The sequence below is a fragment of the Desulfurobacteriaceae bacterium genome, from assembly GCA_039832905.1.
GTDB lineage: Bacteria > Aquificota > Aquificia > Desulfurobacteriales > Desulfurobacteriaceae > Desulfurobacterium.
Map to the genome: position 1 here is coordinate 1 of JBDOLX010000012.1, position 22,287 is coordinate 22,287.

Below are 22,287 nucleotides of genomic sequence, written 5' to 3' on the forward strand. Positions count from 1 at the left end.
CCCAATACTTACCGTTACAGGTATGTCTTGTCCTTCGTACGTGAAAGAACTGTTTTCTACAAGTCTCCTTATTCTCTCAAAAACCTCTTTTGCAGAATGTTCATCTGTTCCGTAAAGAACAAGGAGTATTTCTTCTCCTCCAAATCTTACAGCTAAATCAGTTTCCCTTATGTTCTCCTTAATTATCTCGGCTATCTTTTTAAGGACGTAATCACCTGCAAGATGTCCATAAGTATCGTTGATTCTCTTAAAGTTATCTATATCAAGCATTCCAATGGCTATAGGCTTATTCTCCCTTAACGCAAGCTTAACAAGTTCTCTTAAACGCTTTAATCCAAACCTTCTGTTGAAAAGCCTTGTAAGAGGATCAATAGTAGATTCTTTTTTGAGTAACTCGTAAGCATATGCGTTCCTAAAAGCCTGAGCCATAGAGTGTCTAATTCTCCTGTAAAAAAGAATTTCCAATCCTTTCATCTTTTCTGTCTTTCCTACTATAACTGCTCCTTTCCAAGTTTCAGTCACAAGAGGAATGATACAGACGGATTTGAGGAACATATTTCCCGGAAACTTTACTGCAACATCATCAACGTTTAAAACTTTTACCTTGTTGCTTTCTATTATTTCAGCCAATCCTTCAGGTATTATCGGATCCATATTTACAGCATGAACAAGTTCAATTTCACCCCCTTTTTGTGAAAAGAAAACGGCAGATAAGACACCAAACTTATCGTACAGAAACTGATACACCTTTGAAGCTAGAACCTTACCCTCTAAAGTTTTACCAAAAATGTCGTTTATTTCATTCTGGTAGTGATCCAACAATTCGTCTTGGTATATAGCGTTCAAGAAGTATAGTAGTTCTTTAGAGAATTCAGATATAAAATCCTTTCCTTTAGGTTCAATTTCCACGTTTTCAAGAAGGACTTTCATATCTTCTACTTTTCCTGCTTTCTTAGCTTTTCTCAGCCTTGAAAGAAGATTTGTCAAATAGTTAAAGTAATCTTTAAGATTTCCTTCAACGAGAACAAAATACATAAATATGGTGAGTATAAAATTCGAAAGTAAGGATATGGTAAACTCTAAGTAACCTAACTTCAAAGTAGGGTTTATGGCCTTAAGTGCTAAAGGTGTTAAGAACCCAGATATTGTTGCCATTAAAGTTATGTCCCTTAAAAGTCTTTTCTTTATTTCCATAATAAACCTTCTTAGAGGTTAGTTTTGAAAAGAAAGGCAGTTGTTATTAAGTATATCAGAAATAAGGATAACGCCCCCAAAGTAGTAGCAAAAGGAACAGGATTCATAGCTGAAAAAATTTTAGAACTAGCAAAGAAACATAACATTCCTATAGTCGAAGATGAAAAACTTATATCCTTCCTTATTAATATAGACATCGGAAAGGAAATCCCTCCCGATACTTACAAGGTTGTAGCAAAAATCCTGAGCTACGTGTATACAATTATTCGCCCAAAATATCTTTCAAAATAGCATCAGAAATTTTATGTAAGTTAACAGTATACTTTCCTTCTTTAATAGCCTTCTTTATCTTTTCAACTTTCTCAGTGGGAACAGATTCCACTTCAACGTTAAGGTTTCCAGAAAGATCAACAATAACGCCTTTCTCTTCCTTGATAACTTCGGACGAAGACTGCTTTTTGCTATTTACCCTATTGGAAGGTAGATCTTTTCCTAAAAGTTTAAGTACTTCTGAGGAATATTCATTTATTTTCAACTTTCCATCCTCCAAAGGTTTAGAAAGTTCCCTTGACTTATTATATTATCGGAAAAAGATGAAAAAATTTTACTATTTTCCTTACTCACAGACTACAGCGAACAGCGATTACTATAGAGTAGAAAGCCAATAAACTAATGGTAAGTAGATACATCATCTTGCAAACCGTTTTTTAGTAAGAAATCTTGGTTTATCTCTATAGAAATAATTTCTCCATTTTCTTTTAACAAGTACTCCTTTTTATCGGGAGCAACTCTTTCATAAAGGAGAACTCTTTCCGCAAGTTCACGGAATATAGGAACAGCTACTTTACTCGCCCAGAGTTTTTCCTTGGGAAGCTTAGGATCATCAACAGTTACTGCAAGAACAAATCTTGGGTTCGTCATCGGGAAAGCACCTACAAATGACAGAGTAGCTTTCTCAGGATTGTAGTCTCTAAACTTTGGATCGTATTTTTGAGCAGTTCCTGTCTTTCCTCCAATAAAAAAGTTTTCAAGTTTTGTACCTATTCCGGTTCCACTCTCAACAACCATAGTTAGTACTCTTCTCATAATCTTTGAAGTCTTTTCAGAAATTACCTTCCTTTCCTTGATAGATGGAAATCTTTTTAAAACGTTACCCTTATCATCAACAATAGCTGAAAGTATTCTCGGTCTAACATAGTACCCGCCATTAACGAGAACAGAATACGCTACAGCAAGCTGCAAAGTTGTTACTGATATGAAATGACCAAAGGATAAAGTTGCAAACTCTACATCTTTCCACTTTTCCCACCTTCTCAAAATCCCCGGAGATTCGGCTGGGAGTGATATTCCCGTCTTCCTTCCGAAACCAAACGCTTTAAGGTACTTGTAATATTTTTCTTTTCCAAGTTTCTGAACAATTTTTATTATCCCTATATTGTCAGAAAACTTTATTACTTCCCATGCTCTTAACTTTACATCTTTTCCCCTAAACTCGTTGTGAAATACTTTTTTACCGACCTTATAGTAAGCAGGACAATCTATAATTGTATTTTCTGTAATCACTCCTTCGTTTATTGCAGCAGCTAAAACTATTGGTTTCATAACAGAACCAGGCTCGTATGGTGTAGTAACGAAACGGGCTACAAGGGGTTTAAAGGGATAACTTGCTGCTGCCAATATTTCTCCTGTATACGGGTCCATTAAAACTGCATTTATGAAGTTTGGATGCCACTTATCACCATACTTTTTAATTGTTTTCTCGAAAATGTATTGAAGATTACCATCAATAGTTGTAATAACGTTGTTGCCTTTCTTTCTTGTTAAAAAGACGGACGCATCTTTCCCAAGATATACTTTGCCTGTAGCATCTTTTAGACCAGATAGAACAACTTCATCACCAGTTATTATTTTTCTTTTCTCTAAAAGATGCTCAAGTCCTGAGAGACCTTCTCCCACTTTGTTTGTAATGCCAACAATTACAGATCCTACAGCGTAAGGGTAAACCCTTCTAAATTCAGAAACAAATCCCAAAATGTCTGGATACTTCTTTTTAAACCGGTTTTCGTTTGAGAGAGTGTAGTAAACTCTCAAAGCAACCAACACTGCTTTGAGTACTTTTTCTCTCTTTACCGATAACTCTTTTTTTAACCAAACAAAAGGAACTTTTATTGTTTTTCCCTTAAGTTTTACTATTGTATACTTCTTCTTGTAGGCTTTTTCTATGTCCTTATCTGAAATTTCAGAAAAGACACTTAAAATTTGGAGCAACAGTTCTAAATTTTCATTTGTTAACTTGTCTTTTCTTTTCAAGTACTCTCTTAGAACGTCTTTATCTCTTAAAATTATCCTTTTAAAAAGTTCTTTATCTTTAATTTCTGTAGGTCTAATGTAGAAAGAGAATATTCTCTCACTTGTAGCGAGAGGAATTCCATTTCTATCTAGAATTTTTCCCCTTTCAGATGAGATCCTAATCACTCCTTTAGATTGTTCTTTTACAAAGCTTATCCAGAAATCCTTATTAAAGTAGGTCAAAGATAGAAGTTTTCCAAAATAAATAACGACTAAGAATAAAGAGATAAAAAGAAAAAGATTTAATCTATCATCTTTGAAAGGACTAACGAATCTATAAAATCTAACAATAGCGTTCCAAAATACTCGAAGTAATCTCATTTCAAGTACTTAACCTCGTTCTCGTGAAGTATCTTCATATTTTTAGTTTGATCATCGACAGTCTTTGGATTTAGCTTTCTAAAAAATTCATTGGTTAAACGGTTATTTTCTTCTTTAAGTTGTTCTATATGCTTAACAACTTTTGTTATTTTAGCCCTTTCAGAAGTGCACTTAGAGCGAATACTTACAACCTTTAAGCTAATAGCAACCATCAGAATAAAACTTACAAAGTAACTTAACGCACATAGGTACTTCAACATCTCTTCCGTAAGATTATATTATTCCTACTACAAGTTATGCGCCTGTAGCTCAGCTGGATAGAGCCCAGGACTCCGGATCCTGGTGTCGCGGGTTCGAGTCCCGCCAGGCGCACCACTAAACTTTTTTAGCCTGCTTAATAATATTGTCAGGTATCTCCACAGGATACTCACCATCAAAACAAGCTGTACAGTAAAGATCCTTACTTCCACCGGCAGCTTTTATCATTCCCTCTAAGGACAGATATCCAAGGGAATCTGCTTCTATGTACTTACGTATCTCCTCTATTGAATGTGAGGATGCTATAAGTTGATCTCTTGTCGGAGTATCGATCCCAAAGTAGCAAGGCCACTTTGTAGGTGGAGAGCTTATCCTCATATGTACTTCTTTTGCACCAGCTTCTTTTAGCATTCTTATTATTTTTCTACTTGTTGTTCCTCTAACAATAGAATCATCAATTACAACGATTCTTTTTCCTTTTAAGATCTCAGGAATAGGATTAAGTTTGACCTTTACCCCAATATCCCTCATTTTCTGTTCAGGCTTTATAAAGGTTCTTCCAACGTAATGGTTTCTTATTAACCCCATTTCAAAAGGAATTCCACTTTCTTGAGAATATCCTAAAGCAGGAACAACGCCGGAATCCGGAACAGGAATAACAAGGTCTGCATCAACAGGATATTCTCTTGCTAAGATTTTTCCAAACTCTTTCCTTACCTCGTAAACGCTACGACCAAAGATCTTACTATCTGGACGAGAAAAGTAAACAAACTCAAAGATACACTGGGATATCTTGCAAGGTTCCTGTATAGGAATTCTGTAAGAATTCATCTGTCCATTTTCAATAACTATAACTTCTCCTGGTTCTACATCTCTTACGTATTTAGCACCTATAAGGTCAAAAGCACAAGTTTCAGACGCAAATACAGGACTTCCATCAAGTTCTCCCATACATAAAGGTCTAAATCCCCAAGGATCTCTTGCTGCAATTAGTTTTTTGTTGGTCATAACAAGAAGCGAATATGCTCCCTTTAGCTTTGAAAGGGCATCCATTAACTTTTCGAGAAATTTCCTTTTCTTTGACTTCACTATTAAATGGACTATCACCTCTGAATCGGTAGTTCCCCTAAAAATTGAACCTTCTTCTTCCAATTCCTCTCTTAAGAGTAAAGCATTGACTATGTTTCCATTGTGAGCAATAGCCATCTGACCATACTTATAAGAAATAACTATCGGCTGGATGTTATCTGAAGAATCGGAAGCTCCAGATGTTGAATACCTGTTATGCCCTATAGCAACATTACCTTTAAGAGCTTTTAGGTTTTCGTTTTTAAAGACGGACGAAACAAGACCAAAATCTCTGTAGTAAGATATCTTATTTCCATCAGTTACTGCTATTCCAGCACTTTCCTGTCCTCTGTGTTGAAGAGCATATAGACCTAAGTAGGTGTAATAGGCTGCATTTTCGTGGTTGTATATTCCGAATACTCCACAGAACTCCTTCATCTTTCCTCTCTTCCCATAATTAGTTACAAAGTTTTGAGATAGAGATTATAACAGTATAATTCTTTAAGTCTATCGAAAGAAAAAATAAGAGGAGGCTTAAAAGAAATGATTAAATTTGGAACGGATGGATGGAGAGGAGTAATTTCTAAGGAATTTACCTTCGATAACTTAAGGAAAGTTGCTCTAGCTCATGGAGAAGTTCTGAAAGAAGAAGGGGCAAAAAAAGTAGTTGTTGGTTATGATTTAAGGTTTCTTTCCGAAGAATACGCCAAGTTTACAGCCGAAATTTTAGCAGGATTAGGACTTGAAGTAGTTCTCTCCAAAGGCTTTTCACCAACTCCAGCAGTTTCCTTTGCTACGAAATATTTTGGATTTGATAACGGTATAGTAATTACAGCTTCCCACAATCATGGTAGATACAACGGATATAAGGTGAAGGAGTCCTTCGGAGGAGCAGCAAGAACCTCCTTTACAAAAAAAATAGAAGAGAAGATACCTTTAGTTGAAAATAAAGAAGTCCCGAAAGGTGATTATAAAGAAGAAGATATCAATACTCCTTATGTTGAAGGAGTAAGGAAACAGCTTGAATTATCTCTCTTTAAAGAAAGAGAACTACTAATTATTCATGATCCAATGTTTGGAGCTCAGCAGGGATTAATGAGAAGAGCCTTAGAAGGGACAAAACTCAGTGTTTGTGAAATCCACTCTTTTAGGGATCCTCTTTTTGGAGGAAAACACCCGGAACCGATAGTTGAGAAAAATATTACAGGACTTATGGAAAAAGTTCGCTCACTGAAGGCAGACATTGGAATTGCCAACGATGGAGATGGGGATAGGGTAGGAATAGTTGATGAGAAGGGAAGGTTTGTAAACTCTCAACTTGTTTATGCACTTTTACTTCTCCATATAGTCAGAAATAAAGGAAAAAAAGATGGAATAGTTGTGAAAACTGTTTCTACAGGTTATTTAGTGGACAGAGTTTGTAGAAAGGAAGGGCTTACCCTTGTAGAAACTCCAGTAGGTTTTAAAAACATTTCGGAAGTAGCTATGGAAAGAAAGGTTCTTTTTGGTGGCGAGGAGAGTGGAGGCTATGCCCTTATGAATTATCTCCCAGAAAGAGATGGACTACTTATGGGACTTCTACTTATAGAAAAGATGATAGCTGAAGGAAAGAAAGTTTCTGAGCTTGTAGAAGACCTCTTTAGAGAATTTGGAGCCGCTTTTTACAAGAGAGTTGACTTACCTGTTTCAGAAAGAGAAAGAGAGGCTTTGGAAAAGCTTAAAGAAAATCCTCCAGAGAAATGGAATAATTTAAAGGTAGAAAGGATTTTAACTATAGATGGTCTTAAGATTATCTTTGAAGATGACTCTTGGCTACTCTTTAGACCATCCGGTACAGAACCGGTATTTAGAGTATACGCAGAAATGCCAAGTGAAAATAGAACCTACGAACTTTTAGAATGGGGTAAGAAACTTTTAAGTGGAGGAAAAGTTGGATAAGCAGAAAGAGGTAATGAAAGATAACATTTACGTTCTCGGGGAAGCTATAAAGAAAGCTCCTCAGCTAAAAGGAGTTTCTACAGGTGTAAAGGGGCTCGATGACCTATTTTTCAGTGTAGAATGGGAGAATGGAAAACCTATAAAGAAACCGTTGGGGGGAATACCCGAGTATTCAGTTGTAAACCTTACTGGAACTCCTGATACTGGAAAGAGCCTTATTGCCGAACAGTTTACGGTAAAGCAGGCATCTTTGGGACAAAAGGTGTGTTTTGTCACTGTAGAAAGTCCTGCACCGTTTGTAGCAGCAGGGCTAAGGCAAAGAGCAACGGTTATGGGAATAGAGTTTGAAAAAATAGAAGACAACATAATCCTTATAGATGCTGCAAGTAATACTAAACTTCGAGATGATATTCCAACTATGCTTGACACTTTAGCTTACGTTTACAGAACTTACCATTGTAGAAGAACTGTCATTGACTCTATCACAGGATTGTTTGAAGCAAAGGAAATGCTAGCTAGGTCTGTTGTTAGAGCTTTTTTCAACTTTATGAAGAAATGGTATCAAACGGCTATTTTCATATCTCAAAAAAGAAGTGGGCATGACGAGCTTTCTCCGGAAGCAGCAGGAGGTTATGCGGTAGGGCACATTGTCGACTGTACTATTGTTCTATCCAAGGAAATTCTTCTTTCTCCATCTAAAGCAAAAGCCTACAAGAAAGAGCTTGGAGATATTGTAAGACTTTTCAGAATCGATGGATGTCGCCTTTGTGGGCATGTTACAAAACTTTACTTAATGGAAATCACGGAACTTGGGTTAGTAGAGATAAAACAGCCTCTTGTAGAATATTTGAAAAGTGTGAAGTAAATATTAAAATTTATCTAAAAAGATTTTTGAAACAGCTTAAGGGGCTTGTTATGGTAAATTTTCTCATAAGTTTATTCTCACTTCTTTTCATTATAACTACGTGTAGTAATGGTGCATCACTAGAAGATGTTTTAAATAAACTTGAGAACGACCTAAAAACAAAGAAATCAGAAACTATCATTCAAAAAGACCTAAAAACTTTGCAGGAAGTAAAGAAAACTCTCCCTGTTAACTATATTCCAGAAATCAACTACTTAATGAAAAAGGAAATAGAGAAAATTCCTGAATCGGGAATAACCAATAAAAAGAAGGAACTTTTAATTTCTTCTATTATCTATAACAGCTCCATAGGTGTCATGTTTCTTATTGTTGTTTTCACTCTAACTTTCTTCTTCCAACAGGTAAATACAAGACACAGAAACATATTATCAGTTTTTTCAATATTTTTATCCTCGATTTCGGTTATCTATAAACCTTTCTTTTTCTTTTTAGTAGGAACGGCTATTGTATTTAACCTTAGGCTAAGAAAGCCTGTTTTTACTATTTTTTTAATGTTGTTCTCCGTTATCTCCTTACTCTCGCAAAATATATATAATAACGCTTCGGCATACGTTTCTTCTTATTCTACCCTTTACAAGGAAAAAATAGAAAGAGATGGTTATGTTCCTTATTACCTAATAGACAAAGTTTTCAGTGACTCTAAAAAGGAAACAGTAGAGAAGATAATTAACCAGCTAGCTGTTGGTAACTTTGAAAACATTAAAGTCTTAAAAAACATAGCTGAAAACTCTAATAATGAAGAACTGAAAATAGCTGCTTTAAATGGTCTTGGATACTTTTACTTTATGAAAGGGGACTACGAAAAAGCAGAAAAGTATTTCTTAAAAGCAAACGGACTGAGTAAAAGCCCTATTCCAGAAATAAACTTGTACTTTACTTACAGTGCAACTTTACAGGTTGACAAAGCAGCTAAGATGATGGAAAAACTAAAAAGAAATGAACAGATAGTTATACCTGATAAACCGGTTCCTCTCTTAATTCATCTGCAGCCAAGACCACTAGAAACAAAAGTGGCATGGAACACTATCATTGCCCTTTCTGTAGGATTACTGTTGGCTTACATTCTTGTAAGCAAAATTCCTTTTGAATACGGTTTCTTCAATAGAAGCTTTAGGAAAATACCCGGTATTGGTTTTTACATAAATAATGGAGTAGCTTTTTTCATACTAATATTCATTGTTTTCCTTGTTACTAACTATATTGTGGTAGGTAAGTTGTTATGCTAAAGGGAAATCTAGAAAAAGTAGGAAACTTAGTAGATATTCTAAACATTTACCAGAGCAAAAAAGAACCTACAAAGCTCATCCTTAGATCCCCTTCTACAGAACTCGTACTTTGCTTAAAAGGTGGAAAAGTAGGAATCAAACCGGAAAATGGTCTATCTCCTGAAGCTACCCTTTGGAAGTTCCTAGAGGAGTGGGTTATTTTTGGCTTTTCTTTAAGTTTTGAAGCTCAAAATGCGAATGACTGTAGAATACCAACTCCTTTAACAATATTTGACTTACAAACGATAGTTGCAAATCCTTATTTAGAGAAAGTGGGGGAAATACCAGCCCTTTTCGTTATAGAAGAAGCAGACACTTCTAAATTACCTTCTGTGCTTTCTAAATTTTTCTTTGAAAAAGAACCTTTAAGCATTAAAGACCTTTATAAACTTGATTTATCTATAACAAAACTTGTTGAACTTAGGGAAGAAGATATATTAAAAATATCCAACGTTGACAAGATAAGTATCTTGTTACCTTATCTAACCTCTTTTGCATCTTTAGCCATAATTGCTGCATTGGTTTACTCTATTCTTCCTATTAATGATCTTACCTCCCTAACAAAAGAAAGACTTTTAGAGGGTCTTAACTGGGCTTTAAGAGAGAAAGTCTTGAGTAATGCAAATACGGCTGTTTTACCTGTTAAAGATTGCTTTGGAAACAACTTAATTTTTAAAGAAGATAAGATCATTAGTCCTGGCTGGGACAAGAAACTTGGTAATGGAAATGATTTTTACATAGAACTTCCTAAAAACAATTACAAACCTTTCTTTGCCATACCAGTGAAGTAAGATGAGGATAATTTTAGTAGGCTTTATGGGAAGTGGAAAATCTACGATAGGAAAACTTTTATCAGAAAGGCTTTTCCTTCCTTTTTTAGATCTTGACGAAGAAATCTTAAAAAGAACCGGAATGACCATTCCAACGATTTTTTCTAAGTTCGGAGAAGATACTTTTAGGGAACTGGAAAGAGAAACTTTGCTAGAACTACTATCCGCTAAGGAGTGCATAATTTCTACTGGTGGAGGAGCTCCCGTCTATAAAGACAATATGGATAAAATTAACGAAAGTGCTGTTTCTGTGTACTTAAAAGCAGAATTTGAGACGCTATGGGATAGAATTTCCAAAGACTCCAATAGGCCCTTAGTATCTCTTGGTAAAGAGAAAGTAAGAGAACTTTTTGAAAAAAGAAAACCTTTTTACGAAAAGGCTAAAATAAAGGTTAGGACGGATATTTACTCTCCATCCGAAACTGTAGATAAGATTCTTCAAGAGCTTAAACTACTTTAATTTCCTTGAAAGGTAAAACCATCCAACGATAGCTAAAACTCCAGACATTAGAAGAAGAAGAACATGAAAGTAGAATGCAACTGTTAATGCATAGGAAACTTTTATTCCTATTAGAGAGAATCCACCAACAAGACCAGCTTCGTATGTCCCAAAGCCTCCAAGACTATGAATTGGCAAAATTGTTGTTGCTTCTCCAAAAGTAGATACAAAAACTGTTTCAAAGAAATTTAAATCTATATTTCCAGCTTTCATAATAAAGAAAAAGGAGAAAAACTTGAAAAGCCAAGTTAGGAAAGAGAAGGCTATTAATTTTCCTACTGAAGCAGGCACTAGTATAGTCCTAATAAAGTAGAAAATCGATGCAATAATAGGAATTTTATCTTTAAACTTACTAAGGATTTTCCAAACAATTATTGATATTAAAGCTATTAAAATCATTAAAGTGAAGGAAAGCAAGATTAACTTACTTGTTTTTATAGAGATTATAAATGTTGAAACAATGAAAAACATTAAAAGAGATAAAAGATCGAGAATTCTTATAAAAATCAATCCAGTAGAAGATAGAGAGACTTCAACATTGAAAAGCTTTTTTAAAATTAGTGGAAATGAAACTTCCCCCGACCTAAAAGGCAGTATGTTATTAAAAAACGTGTGAACTGTTAGGACATTTAAGAGATCTAAAGTGGATATTGAAGGAAATATTACGTTAAACCGTTTAGCTCTAAAAAGATAAGTGAAAAGGTAAAAGGATAGAGAAAGAAAGAGATAAAAGAAGTTAAGACTATTTAAAATAGAATATAGGTTCTTAAAAACGTTAAACTCAAAAAGGAAATACCCGAAAACCAAAAGAATGAAAATAGATATCCCTATACTTAGCTTACTTTTCGTCAACGTTTATCGTTCTCTCTACAACATAAGGTTTTTTATCCTGAGATTCAAAATAAATCCTCATCAAGATTTCACTTATGATACCTGTCGTAAACATCTGAATTCCAGCTAAAATAAAGAGGACTGAAATAATTAACAGAGGTCTTCCACTAATTGGATGTCCAGTTAACTTTAGAAATATAAGGTAAATAAATGGAATGAATCCAAGAATAAAAAGAATCAGTCCAAAAATGCCGAAAAAGTGTATGGGTTTTTGCATAAATTTCTTCAAGAACCAAATGAAGAAAAGATCTGCTATTACTTTAAAGGTTCGAGAAATCCCATACTTTGATTTTCCATACTTTCTTGGATGGTGTTTTACTGGAATCTCTATTATCCTATCGCAAGAAGTTACAGTTGAGGCTATGGCAGGGATGAAGCGATGAAGTTCTCCGTAAAGCCTTACTCGTCTAATAACATCGCTTCTGTAAGCCTTTAGAGTACATCCGTAATCGTGAAGCTTTACACCAGTTAGCTTTCCTATAAGCCAGTTAGCAATCTTTGAAGGAAGTTTTCTTGAGATAGCAGCATCTTTTCTGTCTTTTCTCCAGCCACTTACAACATCATATCCTTCTTTTATCTTTTCTAAAAGCCTTGGTATGTCCTCTGGATCATTTTGAAGATCCCCATCCATCGTTATTATTACATCTCCTTTTGCAAAATCCATTCCGGCCATCATTGCAGGAGTTTGTCCAAAATTTCTTGCAAAAAAGATTACTTTTACTTTCTTATCTTTCTGGGCTATACTTTCTAAAACGGTTCTAGTGCTATCGGTACTTCCATCATCCACAAAGATTATTTCATAGTCGTAAGGTAACTTTTCTAAAACATCTTTAAGTTTGTTGTAAAGTAATGGGACGTTTTTCTCCTCGTTAAAGACAGGAATAACTATCGAAACTTTTTTATTCTCTAGCATTTAACTTCTCCTTAGGATAGTTTGATATCACTACAATTTTACGTTTTGTTAAAAACTCCTCCTTTTTAAATAGCAAGTAAAATCTTGTATTCTTTATATTTTTTAGGCGATTTTCTCTAGTTACGAAGACCACGGGTTCTTCTGACTTTAGCATCTCTTCGGCTTTTCTGAAATCATGAATATTCTCCAATTTTCCAGTTCTGAAATGATAGACGACTTCTGGACTTCTAAAGTGAAGAAAGTAAAATTTACAACTTTGACAGTTTTTAGCAAGGTCCCTTATAAGTTCTCCTGCTTGTGGTTTTGCCCTAAGTTCCTGTAAAGAAGGTAGTACTATCCATTTTAAAGATAGAGATGTAAGTATTAAGAAAACTACCGCTATCTTTAAAGGATTTGATTTCTTGAAAATTAGTATTATGGCAGCAAGGAGTGTAGGAGCTACTAAAAGGTAAGAAATAGGTGGAAACCCTTTTAGGGTAAAGGCGGCAGTAACAACAACAGAGGCGATTACAAGCAAGAGAACTATTAAGTAGTTTACCAACCTCTTTTCAAAGTTTAGAAGATACCAGCTTACAACTACGCTAAAAGCTGGGAATGAGGGCAGAAGGTAGTGGGTTAACTTTGTATGGGCTATTTGAAAGAAGGTAAAAACTCCAAAGAACCAAACTACTGAAAACATTATTACGTTGTCGGTAATAAACTTTCTTTCCTTAAACGCTTTGTAAACTGCAAAAGGAAAAACAAGACTCCAAGGAAGATATATCCATACATAGTTAGCAAGGTAATACCACCATTGAGTAGGATGCCCTGGAACTTTTGAGAGAAAACGATGAACGTTGTGGAAAAGAACAAAATCTTTAAAGAAGTGATAACCATGTTTCTTTAAAACTGCGAAGTACCAGGGAGTAACTATCAAAAAGAAGATAGTAAATCCTTTTATCCATGGAATTTCTTTTAAAGTCCTTATTAGGTCTCTTCTTAAGGTTAGGTATACTACTGCAATAATTCCAGGAAGAACTATTCCAACTGGACCTTTTGTAAGAGTTGCCATTCCGGAAGATGCAAAAGCAAGAAGATAAAATTCCTCTTTCTTTCTATGGTATCCTTCAAAGAAAAAGATTAAAGAAGCTGTTATAAAAAAGAGTAAAACTACATCTGGCATTGCTACTGTAGCCATTCCAACAAAGTAAACCATTGAAAGCAGAGTAAGTGCCGACCAAAAAGCGAGATTTTCACTTTTCCATCTTCTTAACCACCAGTAAAGAATTAAAACTGTAAAAACCCCAAAAATGGAAACAAAAAATCCTCCTCCAAATTCGTTTATTCCAAAAAGCTTATATCCTAAGACTATTAGCCAATAAACGAGTATAGGCTTGTCAAATCTGTACTCGTAGTTATAGTAAGGAGTTATGTAATCTCCCTTTTCTATCATTTCTCTTGCTGCTTCTAAGTACTTAGGTTCATCCTTGTCAAAACAGGTAAAGAAACCGTTAGGTAGAACCAGGAGTAGAAAAGAAAGAATCAAGAGTAAAAGGAACCTTTTATTCTTCATTTGTACCTCGCAATTTAATAAAATTGCGTTTATATTATACCTATAGACGGAGGAAAAGGGTAGTGAAGTATTTTAAAAAACTTCTAAAGTGCAACACTTGCGGCAATGTTGGGAAATTTACGTACATAGGTTCAAGAAATGTAAATAAGGAAGGGGACGTAAGAGACTTAATAGGGGATAAATGTATGTGGATAAGTTACTTTAAATGTCCTGAATGTGAAAGCATAGAAGTAGAGTTTCATCCGATAGGAGAAAAACCTGACATTCCAAAAGAGTTCTTTAAAGAGGTTGCTGTTGAGAAGGGAGAGTAAAATCTTATTTCTTTTTTTGGTTATCTTAAGCATTTCTCTGCTTATCAATCTTGATGTTAAAAATCTTTTTCATGAAGAGCCAAGGAGGGGAATTGTTGCCTTTGAAATGATAGAAAAAAAAGATTTTCTCCAACCGACCGTTCTTGGAGAACCTTACTTTAAAAAACCTCCCTTACACAACTGGATTTTGGTTTTATCCTCTTTCCTTGTCGGAGAAATCGGTGAATTCTCGCTGAGGTTTCCTTCAATAGTTGCCACTATTTTACTTGTTGTCGCTTCGTATTTTTTTGTCAGAAAAATCTTTGACTCTAAGGTTGCTTTACTCTCTTCTTTAATAACGGCAACTACAGGGACGTTGCTTTTTGTCTATTCTACAAAGTGTGAACCCGATGCTTTTTTTACCCTATTTGTCTTTTTATCTATTTTCTCTTGGTACACTCTTTTTGAAAGTGGAAAGAGGAAAAGTGCTTGGTTCTTTGGATACTTTTTTACCTCTCTTGCTGCTTTGACAAAAGGGCTACCTGCTTTTCATTTCTTCTACATAGCCGTAATCTCCTATGTCATAGTAAAAAGAAATCCAAAAATTCTTTTTTCTAAGGAACATCTTTTTGGTGCTTTAGGTCTTTTTCCTTTTTTCTCTTGGATAGTTTTAATACCGACCGAAAAAGCAGCATTGACACTTTTTCACGAAGTCTCTTCCCGATCACCATTAAACTTTTCTTTTCATAGAATCCTAGAAAGGTATATTACTTTTCCTTTTAGATTTTTTATTTCCACTCTACCTTGGTCTTTAGTAGTTCTAGTTGTTTTATTAAAGAAAAAAGAGAAAGTAAAGAATCTTTTAAAAGACGAAAGGATCTTCTTCTTGGTCTTAACTCTCTTAGGAAACCTAGCTGTTTACTGGTTTTTCCCCGGTTCGAGGATGAGATATACCATGCCAATTCATCCAATTTTTGCAGTAATAGTTGCTGTCTTCTTAAAGGATTTCTATCTTAAAAGAATAAATTCTGGAAGGTTTTTAATTTTTCTATCTGCCATTTTGACATCTTTAGTTATTCTTTTTTTGATAAAACTTTTACCGTCGACAGTTATCTTAAAGAACATGTTACTTTTCTACCTGACAGTGGCTATAATTTTTCTATATTTTAGGTTTTTCAAAACTGAGACAAAACATGTTGTAGTATTTCTGTCTGCCATTTTGTTAATCTTTAGAAGTTTTTATAATTCCTTCATAATTCCTGTTTCAAGTGTTAACAAACCTCCCTATAGAGAAATAGCAAAAGAAATTGTAGCCTTGTCAAAAGGAAAAGCTCTATGTTCAATGTCTTACAATTTGAAAATTCTTTTCTACGTAGAAAAGTTTAGAGGGGAAGTAGTCCCGTTATGTAAATATTCTTCCCAAAGGGAACTTTTTGTTTCCGACGAAAGGGCAAGCAATATTCTAAAAGAATTCTTAGTGGGAAAGAAAAAGATTTATCTTAACTCTTTCACCAAAAACGGTAATATTTCTTTTGCCGATTCCCTGAAAACAAAATCGCAATAAGAAGATATAGGAGTTTCTTGAGGGTTTATTTCTATAAGAATAGCTCCTTTTCTTTTAGCTATTAAAGGTAAAGAAGCTGCAGGTTGAACAAGGGCAGATGTCCCAACTGAAAAGAAGACATCTGCTTCTTCTGAAACTTTAAAGGCTCTTTCTAAAATGTACTCATCAAGACTCTCTCCAAACCAGACAACTCCTGGCCCTACAAGTTCTCCGCAATTTTTACACTTTGGAAGGTCTTCTTCTTTTAGCCCATTTAGAATTCTATCTTTAAACTCTGACTTACTAAGGTTTTTTAAAAACTTTTTGTTTGCAAAAGGAAAAAGACTTGAAAACTCATCTTCACTATACTTTTTTCCACAATAACGACACTTTCCTTCAAATATATTACCGTGAAGCTCTAAAATCTTCTTTGAACCTGCTACCTTGTGAAGACCATCTACGTTTTGGGTTATTAAACTGAATTCATCAAAAAGTTTTTCAAACTCTACAAGACTCTTATGTCCAGCGTTTGGCAAAGCTTTCGCTATAAGTTCCATTCTCCATAAATACCACTTCCAAACCTTTAAAGGATCTTCACTAAAAGCTTCAAAAGTAGCAAGCTCTGTTGGATCATATTTATTCCAAAGACCGTCTTTCCCTCTAAAGGTTGGAATTCCACTTTCTGCACTAATTCCGGCTCCTGTTAAAACAACAACTTTCTTTGATTCTCTTAAAACTCTTGCAAGTTCTTTGAATTTCTCCATTAAAAAATCTCCCTTGCTACAAGGTCTCCAAGGGTTTCTCTTTGTCTTATAAGTTTGTAACTTCCATTATCTACAAGGACTTCTGCTGCTCTTGGCCTTGAATTGTAGTTTGAAGACATTGTAAATCCATAAGCTCCAGCACTTAATACTGCTAAAGTTTCTCCTTCTTCTAAAGGAGGAAGTTCTCTTTCTTTTGCCAAAATGTCCCCTGTTTCACAAATTGGCCCTACAACATCGGCTCTTTTTCCCTTTCCTTCCTTAAAGGTAGTGGGGACTATATGGTGGTAGGCATTGTAGAGAGAAGGTCTTGCTAGATCGTTCATTCCTGCATCGACTATGTAAAAGAGTTTTTCGTCTCTTTCTTTCTTGAAGATAACTTTTGTGAGAAGAATTCCACAGTTTCCACTAATTCTTCTTCCCGGTTCCAATATAAGTTTTAGTCCAAGCTCTTTAACGATTGGAACTATTTCTTTTGCAAGGTTTTGAGATGAAACAAAAGGTTTTGACGGGTCGTAGTTTATCCCGAGCCCACCACCGGCATCAAAATATTCAATTTCTATTCCAAGAGAGAAAAGTTCCTTTACTATTTCTTTAACTTTCCTTGCAGCTTCTCCAAATGCCGATACATCTTCTATCTGTGAGCCTATATGAAAATGAATACCGATCGGATTAACATTTTTTAAATCTTTTGCAAGTTTATAAAGTCTTACAGCATCTTCAAAGTTTACTCCAAACTTACTGGTTTTTAGTCCAGTGGAGATGTAAGGGTGGGTTTTAGCATCAACTTCTGGGTTTACTCTAAAGGCAATAGGGGCAACCTTACCAAGTCTTTCTGCCACTTTGTTTATAAGAAAGAGTTCACTCTCACTTTCAACGTTAATCATAAGAATATCTTTTTCAAGAGCGTACTCTATTTCGTCTTCCCTCTTTCCTACGCCTGCAAAGACTATTTTCTTTGGGTCAATCCCTGCTAAAAGTGCTCTAAATATTTCTCCTTTTGAAACTGTATCTGCTCCTGCCCCAAGCTCTTTTAAAACCTTTAAAACTGCAACGTTTGAGTTTGATTTAACTGCAAAACAGGTTATATGAGGAACAGTAGAAAAAGCAGAATCAAACTCTTTAAACCAAAACTCTAAGGCAGACTTACTGTAAACGTAAAGAGGAGTTCCAAATTCTTTTGCTAAAAGTTCAACTTCAACGCCGTCCACTTTCAACTTTCCATTTTCGTAGTAGATAAAGGGAAAAATATCTTTTCTCACCGTCTACTCCTTTCTAGCCTTTTATCTATCACTACGTTTCCCTGTAAGAACTTTCTTGCAAAAGGGAAAACGTAGTCAGAGTAAATTTTACAATTTTTATAAGATTGCCCTTCTGTTGATAAAAAGTAAAAAGAGTGAAGCTTCCAGCCCTTAACGTAAAAAGTTTTGTTCTCTATTTTCTTCTGGAAAACAATAGAAATGATTAATAGGAACACCAGAGGGATAAAGGAAAAGAAAGGTCTTTTAAAGTAAAGCAATAAAGATAAAAGAATAACTACTGAAGCAAAGGTGAGTGGTATATTTGTGTGAATAATAAAAACTTTGGTTAAGGAGTAAAGTTCCTGGCTTAAAATGATAAGAGCTTTTCCTGTAAGATCCAAAAGGTCATTTATAAATCCAATTTTAAACAAAGTAATTTCTGCTAAAAAGGAAAGAATTAACAAAGGAACGAAAAGAACTGTTGCAACTAAGGAGTTTAGAGGCGATGCTAAATTTACAGTCCCAAAAAGGTAAAGAACCACCGGTAAAGTAAAAAGCATGGGTGCAAGAGAAGCCAAAAAGATTGTTTTCCATTTTCCTTTAACTATCTCCAAAGCAACAAATATTCCAAAAACGGCAAGAAAAGACAGTGTTGCCCCTACAGATTCTTTGTTGAGTAGAAGAGTGAATAGAAATACAACTCCCAAAAGGTATACAGGAGAAATTTTTCTAAAACTTTCAAACCCTAGGGAAAGAAAAAGGGACAAAAAGTAAGCTCTAACTACTGAAGGAGGAAATCCGGTAAGTGGCATTAGAGGAAAAAGAACCAAGCAAGAGGTTGTATAAGGTTTCTTAAACCTTAAAGTTTTGAAAATTAACCCCAAAAAACCAACTACTATCCCAACGTGAAGACCAGAAATTGCTAAAAAAGGGTAAAGCCCTGAAAGGGAAAAGTATGCTTTAACAGAAGAGGGAATTTCTTGGCGAATTCCCAAAGTTATAGCTCCAACAAGGGCAGAAACTGGATAGTTAAGGTTATCCTTTATCTTTTCGTAGATGGAAAGTCTGAAATCTTCAAAGGAACCTAAAAGAGGATTTCTACTTTTTAAAACTTTTCCATTTTTATCTACAATATCTCCAACTCTAATATTTTCATCAACAAAAATAACCTTTTGTCCCTCAAGGTAAGCAAGATGATTTCCTCTTGGAGTCTCTTTTATGAAGACTACTCTGTTGGGATTCTCCATAGATTGAAAGAATAAAAACATAAAAAAGAGAAGGAAGACTAAGATGACTCCCGGAATAAGCTCTATCGCTTTAAACCGCTTCGAGTAGTAAAAGGAAATTGCTAAGAAAAAGAGAACAACGAAGATAAAATAATCGCTACCTATACTTTTTAGTGCTAGTAGTAAAGAATCTAAGCTATGTAGACTACATGTTTTTCCATATTTAACTTAAGATTTTCTCTAAGTTCTCAAAGAAAGTCGGGTAAGAGGTTTTTATACACTCAACTTCGTCGATTTCAACTGGTTCTTTACATATTAGCGAAGCAATCACAAAAGTCATCGCAATTCTGTGATCTCCGAAAGATTTAACTTTTCCCCCTTTCAGTTTTGCTTTTCCTTTTATTACCATTCCATCTTCAAGTTCTTCAGCTTCAACCCCTAAGGTTTTCAAGTTCTCAACAGTGGACTTGATTCTATCGCTCTCTTTCACCCTAAGTTCCTTGGCATCCTTTATTACCGTCTCTCCTTCTGCTTGAGATGCTAAAAGGGCAATTACTGGTATTTCATCTATAAGTCTTGGGATTTCATCTCCACAGATTCTAGTTGCTTTTAGATTCTCTGTATATGAAACTACAATATCTCCAACTTCTTCGCCACCTTGAACCCTTTTATTTTCAATCCTGAAATCTACTCCCATTCTCTCCATAACATCTAAAATTCCTGTTCTCGTTGGGTTCAAAATAACATCTTTCAGCAGAACCTCTGAACCTGGAGTTATTGCTGCTCCTACCATAAAGAACGCAGCAGAAGATATATCAGCAGGAACATCTATTTCTAAATCCCTTTCAAGTTCTCTATTTTTCCCAAGGGAAACTTTTAAATCCTCTACAATAACATCAACACCAAAAGCTTTTAGCATCTTTTCCGTATGATCTCTACTTTTTGCAGGTTCTAAGACGGAAACCGGTTCATCCGTAAAAAGTCCTGCCAAAAGTATTGCGGATTTAACCTGTGCTGATGCTTTTGGACTTCTGTAATCAATTCCTTTTAAATTCTCTTTACCGATAATCGTTAAAGGAGGATACTTTCCATTTTCTCTTCCAAGAACTTCTGCTCCCATCATTCTTAATGGAATAGCTATTCTATCCATCGGTCTTCTTCTTAAGTACTTATCTCCAGTCAGAACCGAATAAAACGGTTGCCCAGCAAGTATTCCTGAAATTAATCTAATTGACGTTCCGGAATTTCCAAGGTCTATTACGTTAAAAGGTTCTTTTAAAGATCTTTTCCCTTTACCCTTAATGATTATTTCTTTTCCAGTATCTTTAATTTCAACACTAAGTTCTAAAAAGGCTTTTAGTGTATTTAAACAATCTTCAGAACGCAAGAAATTTCTAACAACCGTTTCTCCTTTATTTAGAGAACCTAACATAATTGATCTATGGGATATTGACTTATCGGAAGGAACTCTTATTTCTCCTTTTAAAAAACCCTTAAAATCGGCTTTGAACATTTTTCCTCCTTCCTACTTTATAATCGCTACCTCATTTAAACCTTCAAAATATTCAACTATTCCCTTAGCTATACCCCTTGCAATTTCTTCCTGATACCAAGTCTGAACAAGTCTTCTCCTATCTTTTGGATTAGTTAAAAAACCTGTTTCCACAAGAACTGCAGGACGACCGGGAGTCTTTAGAACAAGAATGTTCCTGTGCATATCCTTAATTCCATTTACAAGGTCATCGTTAACGTGAGCTTTTAAATTGTCAACTATTTCTTTAGCAAGTTTTGCACTCTCAACGAAAGTGACAGTTGCAGACATGTTTAGAAGAAGGGGACTTATACTCCAACACATAATATCGTTACAAAGTCTTACTTTCTTTGCAACTTCCTGGGCTGTTTCTTTTGCCTTTGCAAAAAGTGCTGGAGATGCTTTAAAGACAGTTACTCCATTCCATTTAGGATACTTTGGCATAGAGTCCGCATGAATGCTAACAAGAGCGTCAGCACAGGATTTAGCTGCAATTTCTGCTCTCTTTAGCAAAGGAACATAGGTATCTCTTGTCCTTGTCATTATTACTTTTATCTCAGGATGTTTTCTTAAAATTCTTCTAACCCTTAAAGCTATGGACAAGGTAATGTCCTTTTCCCTTATTCTTGGATGTTTTGAACGCACAGGCCAAACGGCTCCTGGGTCTTTACCACCATGTCCAGGATCAATAACAACAATCCTTTTTTTCCTGGGCTTACAAGCTATGTTTATAAAGTCTGAAAAGACATCAACTACTATTCTAAAAGGTTTTCCTCCATAGGGCTTCAAGGCAAAAATTTTGTATTGATGAGGATCTTTTAGATCAATCCTAACTTTGACATGGTAACTGCTTATTGGAATTACGTTCACTTTGGAAACTATTGGACTGTAAATCCATTTTGTTATTCTGTTTGCTCTCGCCTTTTTTATTTCAAACCAAAGAGTATTTCCTTTAAGATAAGACTTTATATTCTCTTTACCTATTTCTCCAGTACAGTCAAAAACAATCCTAGTTCTTTCCTCACTTGAAGAATAGCGGATCCTTTTTATAATAGGAGTACGGTATCCGTTGGCTTCCTCTTTAAAAAGTGGAAGGAGGAAAGCTCCCCCTAAAAGACTTTTCAGAATATCTCTTCTCTTTACCATGACCAAGCTATTTTAACACATAGTATAATTTTTAGCCTCAAAATCTAAAGTGAGGGACCTTTTATGGCTTTAAATATAGGTGAAAAAGCTCCAGAGTTTTGCCTTCTTGATGAAAACGGAAAAAAGGTATGTTTGGAGGATTATAAAGGAAAGTGGAGTGCCCTTTACTTTTATCCAAGGGATAATACGCCAGGATGTACAAGGGAAGCTCAGGATTTTTCAGAACTCCTTGGAGAATTTGAAAATCTTAATGCTGTTATCTTAGGGGTTAGTCCAGATTCAGTAGAAAAACATAAGCGATTTAAGGAAAAAAAGGGGCTAAAAGTTAAACTTCTAAGTGATCCTGACAAAAAAGTTATAGGAAACTACGATGTCTGGAAGTTAAAAAAAGTTTGTGGAAGAGAATGCTATGGAGTTGTTAGAACTACATATCTAATTGATCCTAATGGTCAAATTGTTCACGTTTGGGAAAAAGTGAAGGTTAAAGGGCATGCCAAAACTGTACTTAAGAAATTAAAAGAGCTTCAAGGAGGAGAAGGATAAAAA

General features: G+C 35.1%; 22 protein-coding genes and 1 tRNA gene. 10 read left to right on the plus strand and 13 right to left on the minus strand.

Features of this window, described 5'->3' with window-relative positions:
* A partial coding sequence (locus tag ABGX27_00590) for a GGDEF domain-containing protein (GenBank protein ID MEO2067995.1) occupies positions 1-1,194 on the minus strand: 1,194 nt, incomplete at its 3' end.
* Between the two features lie 24 nt (positions 1,195-1,218).
* On the opposite strand from ABGX27_00590, the gene ABGX27_00595 reads away from it, so the two are divergent.
* A complete protein-coding gene (locus ABGX27_00595) occupies positions 1,219-1,485 on the plus strand; it encodes an EscU/YscU/HrcU family type III secretion system export apparatus switch protein (protein MEO2067996.1) in 267 nt (88 codons plus the stop codon).
* On the opposite strand, the gene ABGX27_00600 is transcribed toward ABGX27_00595, so the two are convergent.
* The 3 genes from ABGX27_00600 to ABGX27_00610 form a co-directional block, all read right to left on the minus strand.
* A complete protein-coding gene (locus ABGX27_00600; protein ID MEO2067997.1) occupies positions 1,457-1,729 on the minus strand; it encodes a flagellar biosynthesis anti-sigma factor FlgM in 273 nt (90 codons plus the stop codon). The two genes, ABGX27_00595 and ABGX27_00600, sit on opposite strands and share 29 nt — an antisense overlap.
* A gap of 134 nt (positions 1,730-1,863) precedes the next feature.
* Positions 1,864-3,864, minus strand: a complete 2,001-nt coding sequence (locus ABGX27_00605) for a penicillin-binding protein 2 (protein ID MEO2067998.1) — start codon at positions 3,862-3,864, stop codon at positions 1,864-1,866.
* The gene (locus ABGX27_00610; protein ID MEO2067999.1) at positions 3,861-4,124 is read right to left on the minus strand and encodes a hypothetical protein; all 264 of its coding nucleotides are present in this window, start codon (positions 4,122-4,124) and stop codon (positions 3,861-3,863) included. The genes ABGX27_00605 and ABGX27_00610 overlap by 4 nt, the downstream gene beginning before the upstream one ends.
* Before the next feature lie 38 nt (positions 4,125-4,162).
* Between ABGX27_00610 and ABGX27_00615 the strand changes: the two genes are divergently transcribed.
* Positions 4,163-4,239: transfer RNA gene (locus ABGX27_00615), tRNA-Arg, on the plus strand.
* On the opposite strand, the gene purF is transcribed toward ABGX27_00615, so the two are convergent.
* Positions 4,240-5,628 (minus strand): amidophosphoribosyltransferase, encoded by a 1,389-nt coding sequence (purF, locus tag ABGX27_00620; protein MEO2068000.1) that lies wholly within the window; start codon positions 5,626-5,628, stop codon positions 4,240-4,242.
* Positions 5,629-5,733: 105 nt separating this feature from the next.
* On the opposite strand from purF, the gene ABGX27_00625 reads away from it, so the two are divergent.
* Genes ABGX27_00625 through ABGX27_00645 form a run of 5 tightly spaced genes read left to right on the plus strand, consistent with a single transcriptional unit; the run spans position 5,734 to position 10,608 of the window.
* On the plus strand, positions 5,734-7,128 hold the full coding sequence (locus tag ABGX27_00625) for a phosphoglucomutase/phosphomannomutase family protein (GenBank protein ID MEO2068001.1): 1,395 nt from the start codon (positions 5,734-5,736) through the stop codon (positions 7,126-7,128).
* Between the two features lie 13 nt (positions 7,129-7,141).
* A complete protein-coding gene (locus ABGX27_00630; GenBank protein ID MEO2068002.1) occupies positions 7,142-7,993 on the plus strand; it encodes a KaiC domain-containing protein in 852 nt (283 codons plus the stop codon).
* Between the two features lie 26 nt (positions 7,994-8,019).
* The gene (locus ABGX27_00635; GenBank protein MEO2068003.1) at positions 8,020-9,279 is read left to right on the plus strand and encodes a hypothetical protein; all 1,260 of its coding nucleotides are present in this window, start codon (positions 8,020-8,022) and stop codon (positions 9,277-9,279) included.
* A complete protein-coding gene (locus ABGX27_00640) occupies positions 9,273-10,109 on the plus strand; it encodes a hypothetical protein (GenBank protein ID MEO2068004.1) in 837 nt (278 codons plus the stop codon). Before ABGX27_00635 ends, ABGX27_00640 begins: the two co-directional genes overlap by 7 nt.
* Position 10,110: 1 nt before the next feature.
* A complete protein-coding gene (locus tag ABGX27_00645; protein ID MEO2068005.1) occupies positions 10,111-10,608 on the plus strand; it encodes a shikimate kinase in 498 nt (165 codons plus the stop codon).
* Here ABGX27_00645 and ABGX27_00650 read toward each other — a convergent pair.
* Genes ABGX27_00650 through ABGX27_00660 form a run of 3 tightly spaced genes read right to left on the minus strand, consistent with a single transcriptional unit; the run spans position 10,600 to position 14,003 of the window.
* Entirely contained in the window at positions 10,600-11,499 is a 900-nt protein-coding gene (locus ABGX27_00650; protein ID MEO2068006.1) for a lysylphosphatidylglycerol synthase transmembrane domain-containing protein, read from the minus strand. The genes ABGX27_00645 and ABGX27_00650 overlap by 9 nt on opposite strands.
* Positions 11,486-12,451, minus strand: a complete 966-nt coding sequence (locus ABGX27_00655) for a glycosyltransferase family 2 protein (protein MEO2068007.1) — start codon at positions 12,449-12,451, stop codon at positions 11,486-11,488. The genes ABGX27_00650 and ABGX27_00655 overlap by 14 nt, the downstream gene beginning before the upstream one ends.
* Positions 12,438-14,003: a glycosyltransferase family 39 protein gene (locus ABGX27_00660; GenBank protein ID MEO2068008.1), complete on the minus strand. Its 1,566-nt coding sequence runs from the start codon at positions 14,001-14,003 to the stop codon at positions 12,438-12,440. The genes ABGX27_00655 and ABGX27_00660 overlap by 14 nt, the downstream gene beginning before the upstream one ends.
* Positions 14,004-14,065: 62 nt before the next feature.
* On the opposite strand from ABGX27_00660, the gene ABGX27_00665 reads away from it, so the two are divergent.
* Positions 14,066-14,314 (plus strand): hypothetical protein, encoded by a 249-nt coding sequence (locus tag ABGX27_00665; GenBank protein MEO2068009.1) that lies wholly within the window; start codon positions 14,066-14,068, stop codon positions 14,312-14,314.
* Positions 14,298-15,857, plus strand: a complete 1,560-nt coding sequence (locus ABGX27_00670) for a glycosyltransferase family 39 protein (GenBank protein MEO2068010.1) — start codon at positions 14,298-14,300, stop codon at positions 15,855-15,857. The genes ABGX27_00665 and ABGX27_00670 overlap by 17 nt, the downstream gene beginning before the upstream one ends.
* Here ABGX27_00670 and ABGX27_00675 read toward each other — a convergent pair.
* From ABGX27_00675 to ABGX27_00695, 5 genes are all read right to left on the minus strand, one after another.
* Entirely contained in the window at positions 15,788-16,600 is an 813-nt protein-coding gene (locus tag ABGX27_00675) for an NAD-dependent deacylase (protein MEO2068011.1), read from the minus strand. The genes ABGX27_00670 and ABGX27_00675 overlap by 70 nt on opposite strands.
* Positions 16,600-17,859 carry a diaminopimelate decarboxylase gene (gene lysA / locus ABGX27_00680; GenBank protein MEO2068012.1) on the minus strand — a complete coding sequence of 420 codons (1,260 nt, stop codon included), beginning with the start codon at positions 17,857-17,859 and terminating at the stop codon, positions 16,600-16,602. Before lysA ends, ABGX27_00675 begins: the two co-directional genes overlap by 1 nt.
* Complete coding sequence (locus tag ABGX27_00685) at positions 17,856-19,106, minus strand: ComEC/Rec2 family competence protein (GenBank protein MEO2068013.1); 1,251 nt, start codon at positions 19,104-19,106, stop codon at positions 17,856-17,858. The genes lysA and ABGX27_00685 overlap by 4 nt, the downstream gene beginning before the upstream one ends.
* A gap of 181 nt (positions 19,107-19,287) precedes the next feature.
* Entirely contained in the window at positions 19,288-20,577 is a 1,290-nt protein-coding gene (gene aroA / locus ABGX27_00690) for a 3-phosphoshikimate 1-carboxyvinyltransferase (GenBank protein ID MEO2068014.1), read from the minus strand.
* A gap of 12 nt (positions 20,578-20,589) precedes the next feature.
* Positions 20,590-21,741 (minus strand): N-acetylmuramoyl-L-alanine amidase, encoded by a 1,152-nt coding sequence (locus tag ABGX27_00695; protein ID MEO2068015.1) that lies wholly within the window; start codon positions 21,739-21,741, stop codon positions 20,590-20,592.
* A 63-nt stretch (positions 21,742-21,804) separates the two neighbouring features.
* Between ABGX27_00695 and bcp the strand changes: the two genes are divergently transcribed.
* A complete protein-coding gene (bcp, locus tag ABGX27_00700) occupies positions 21,805-22,284 on the plus strand; it encodes a thioredoxin-dependent thiol peroxidase (GenBank protein ID MEO2068016.1) in 480 nt (159 codons plus the stop codon).
* The last annotated feature ends 3 nt before the right edge of the window (positions 22,285-22,287 follow it).

Excerpts from the sequence above, each read along its gene's own strand:
- ABGX27_00605 (MEO2067998.1), bottom strand. The coding sequence starts at position 3,864 with ATGAGATTACTTCGAGTATTTTGGAACGCTATTGTTAGATTTTATAGA.
- ABGX27_00610 (MEO2067999.1), bottom strand. The coding sequence starts at position 4,124 with ATGTTGAAGTACCTATGTGCGTTAAGTTACTTTGTAAGTTTTATTCTG.
- purF (MEO2068000.1), bottom strand. The coding sequence starts at position 5,628 with ATGAAGGAGTTCTGTGGAGTATTCGGAATATACAACCACGAAAATGCA.
- ABGX27_00625 (MEO2068001.1), top strand. The coding sequence starts at position 5,734 with ATGATTAAATTTGGAACGGATGGATGGAGAGGAGTAATTTCTAAGGAA.
- ABGX27_00630 (MEO2068002.1), top strand. The coding sequence starts at position 7,142 with ATGAAAGATAACATTTACGTTCTCGGGGAAGCTATAAAGAAAGCTCCT.
- ABGX27_00640 (MEO2068004.1), top strand. The coding sequence starts at position 9,273 with ATGCTAAAGGGAAATCTAGAAAAAGTAGGAAACTTAGTAGATATTCTA.
- ABGX27_00645 (MEO2068005.1), top strand. The coding sequence starts at position 10,111 with ATGAGGATAATTTTAGTAGGCTTTATGGGAAGTGGAAAATCTACGATA.
- ABGX27_00655 (MEO2068007.1), bottom strand. The coding sequence starts at position 12,451 with ATGCTAGAGAATAAAAAAGTTTCGATAGTTATTCCTGTCTTTAACGAG.
- ABGX27_00660 (MEO2068008.1), bottom strand. The coding sequence starts at position 14,003 with ATGAAGAATAAAAGGTTCCTTTTACTCTTGATTCTTTCTTTTCTACTC.
- ABGX27_00675 (MEO2068011.1), bottom strand. The coding sequence starts at position 16,600 with ATGGAGAAATTCAAAGAACTTGCAAGAGTTTTAAGAGAATCAAAGAAA.
- ABGX27_00685 (MEO2068013.1), bottom strand. The coding sequence starts at position 19,106 with ATGTTTTTATTCTTTCAATCTATGGAGAATCCCAACAGAGTAGTCTTC.
- aroA (MEO2068014.1), bottom strand. The coding sequence starts at position 20,577 with ATGTTCAAAGCCGATTTTAAGGGTTTTTTAAAAGGAGAAATAAGAGTT.
- ABGX27_00695 (MEO2068015.1), bottom strand. The coding sequence starts at position 21,741 with ATGGTAAAGAGAAGAGATATTCTGAAAAGTCTTTTAGGGGGAGCTTTC.
- bcp (MEO2068016.1), top strand. The coding sequence starts at position 21,805 with ATGGCTTTAAATATAGGTGAAAAAGCTCCAGAGTTTTGCCTTCTTGAT.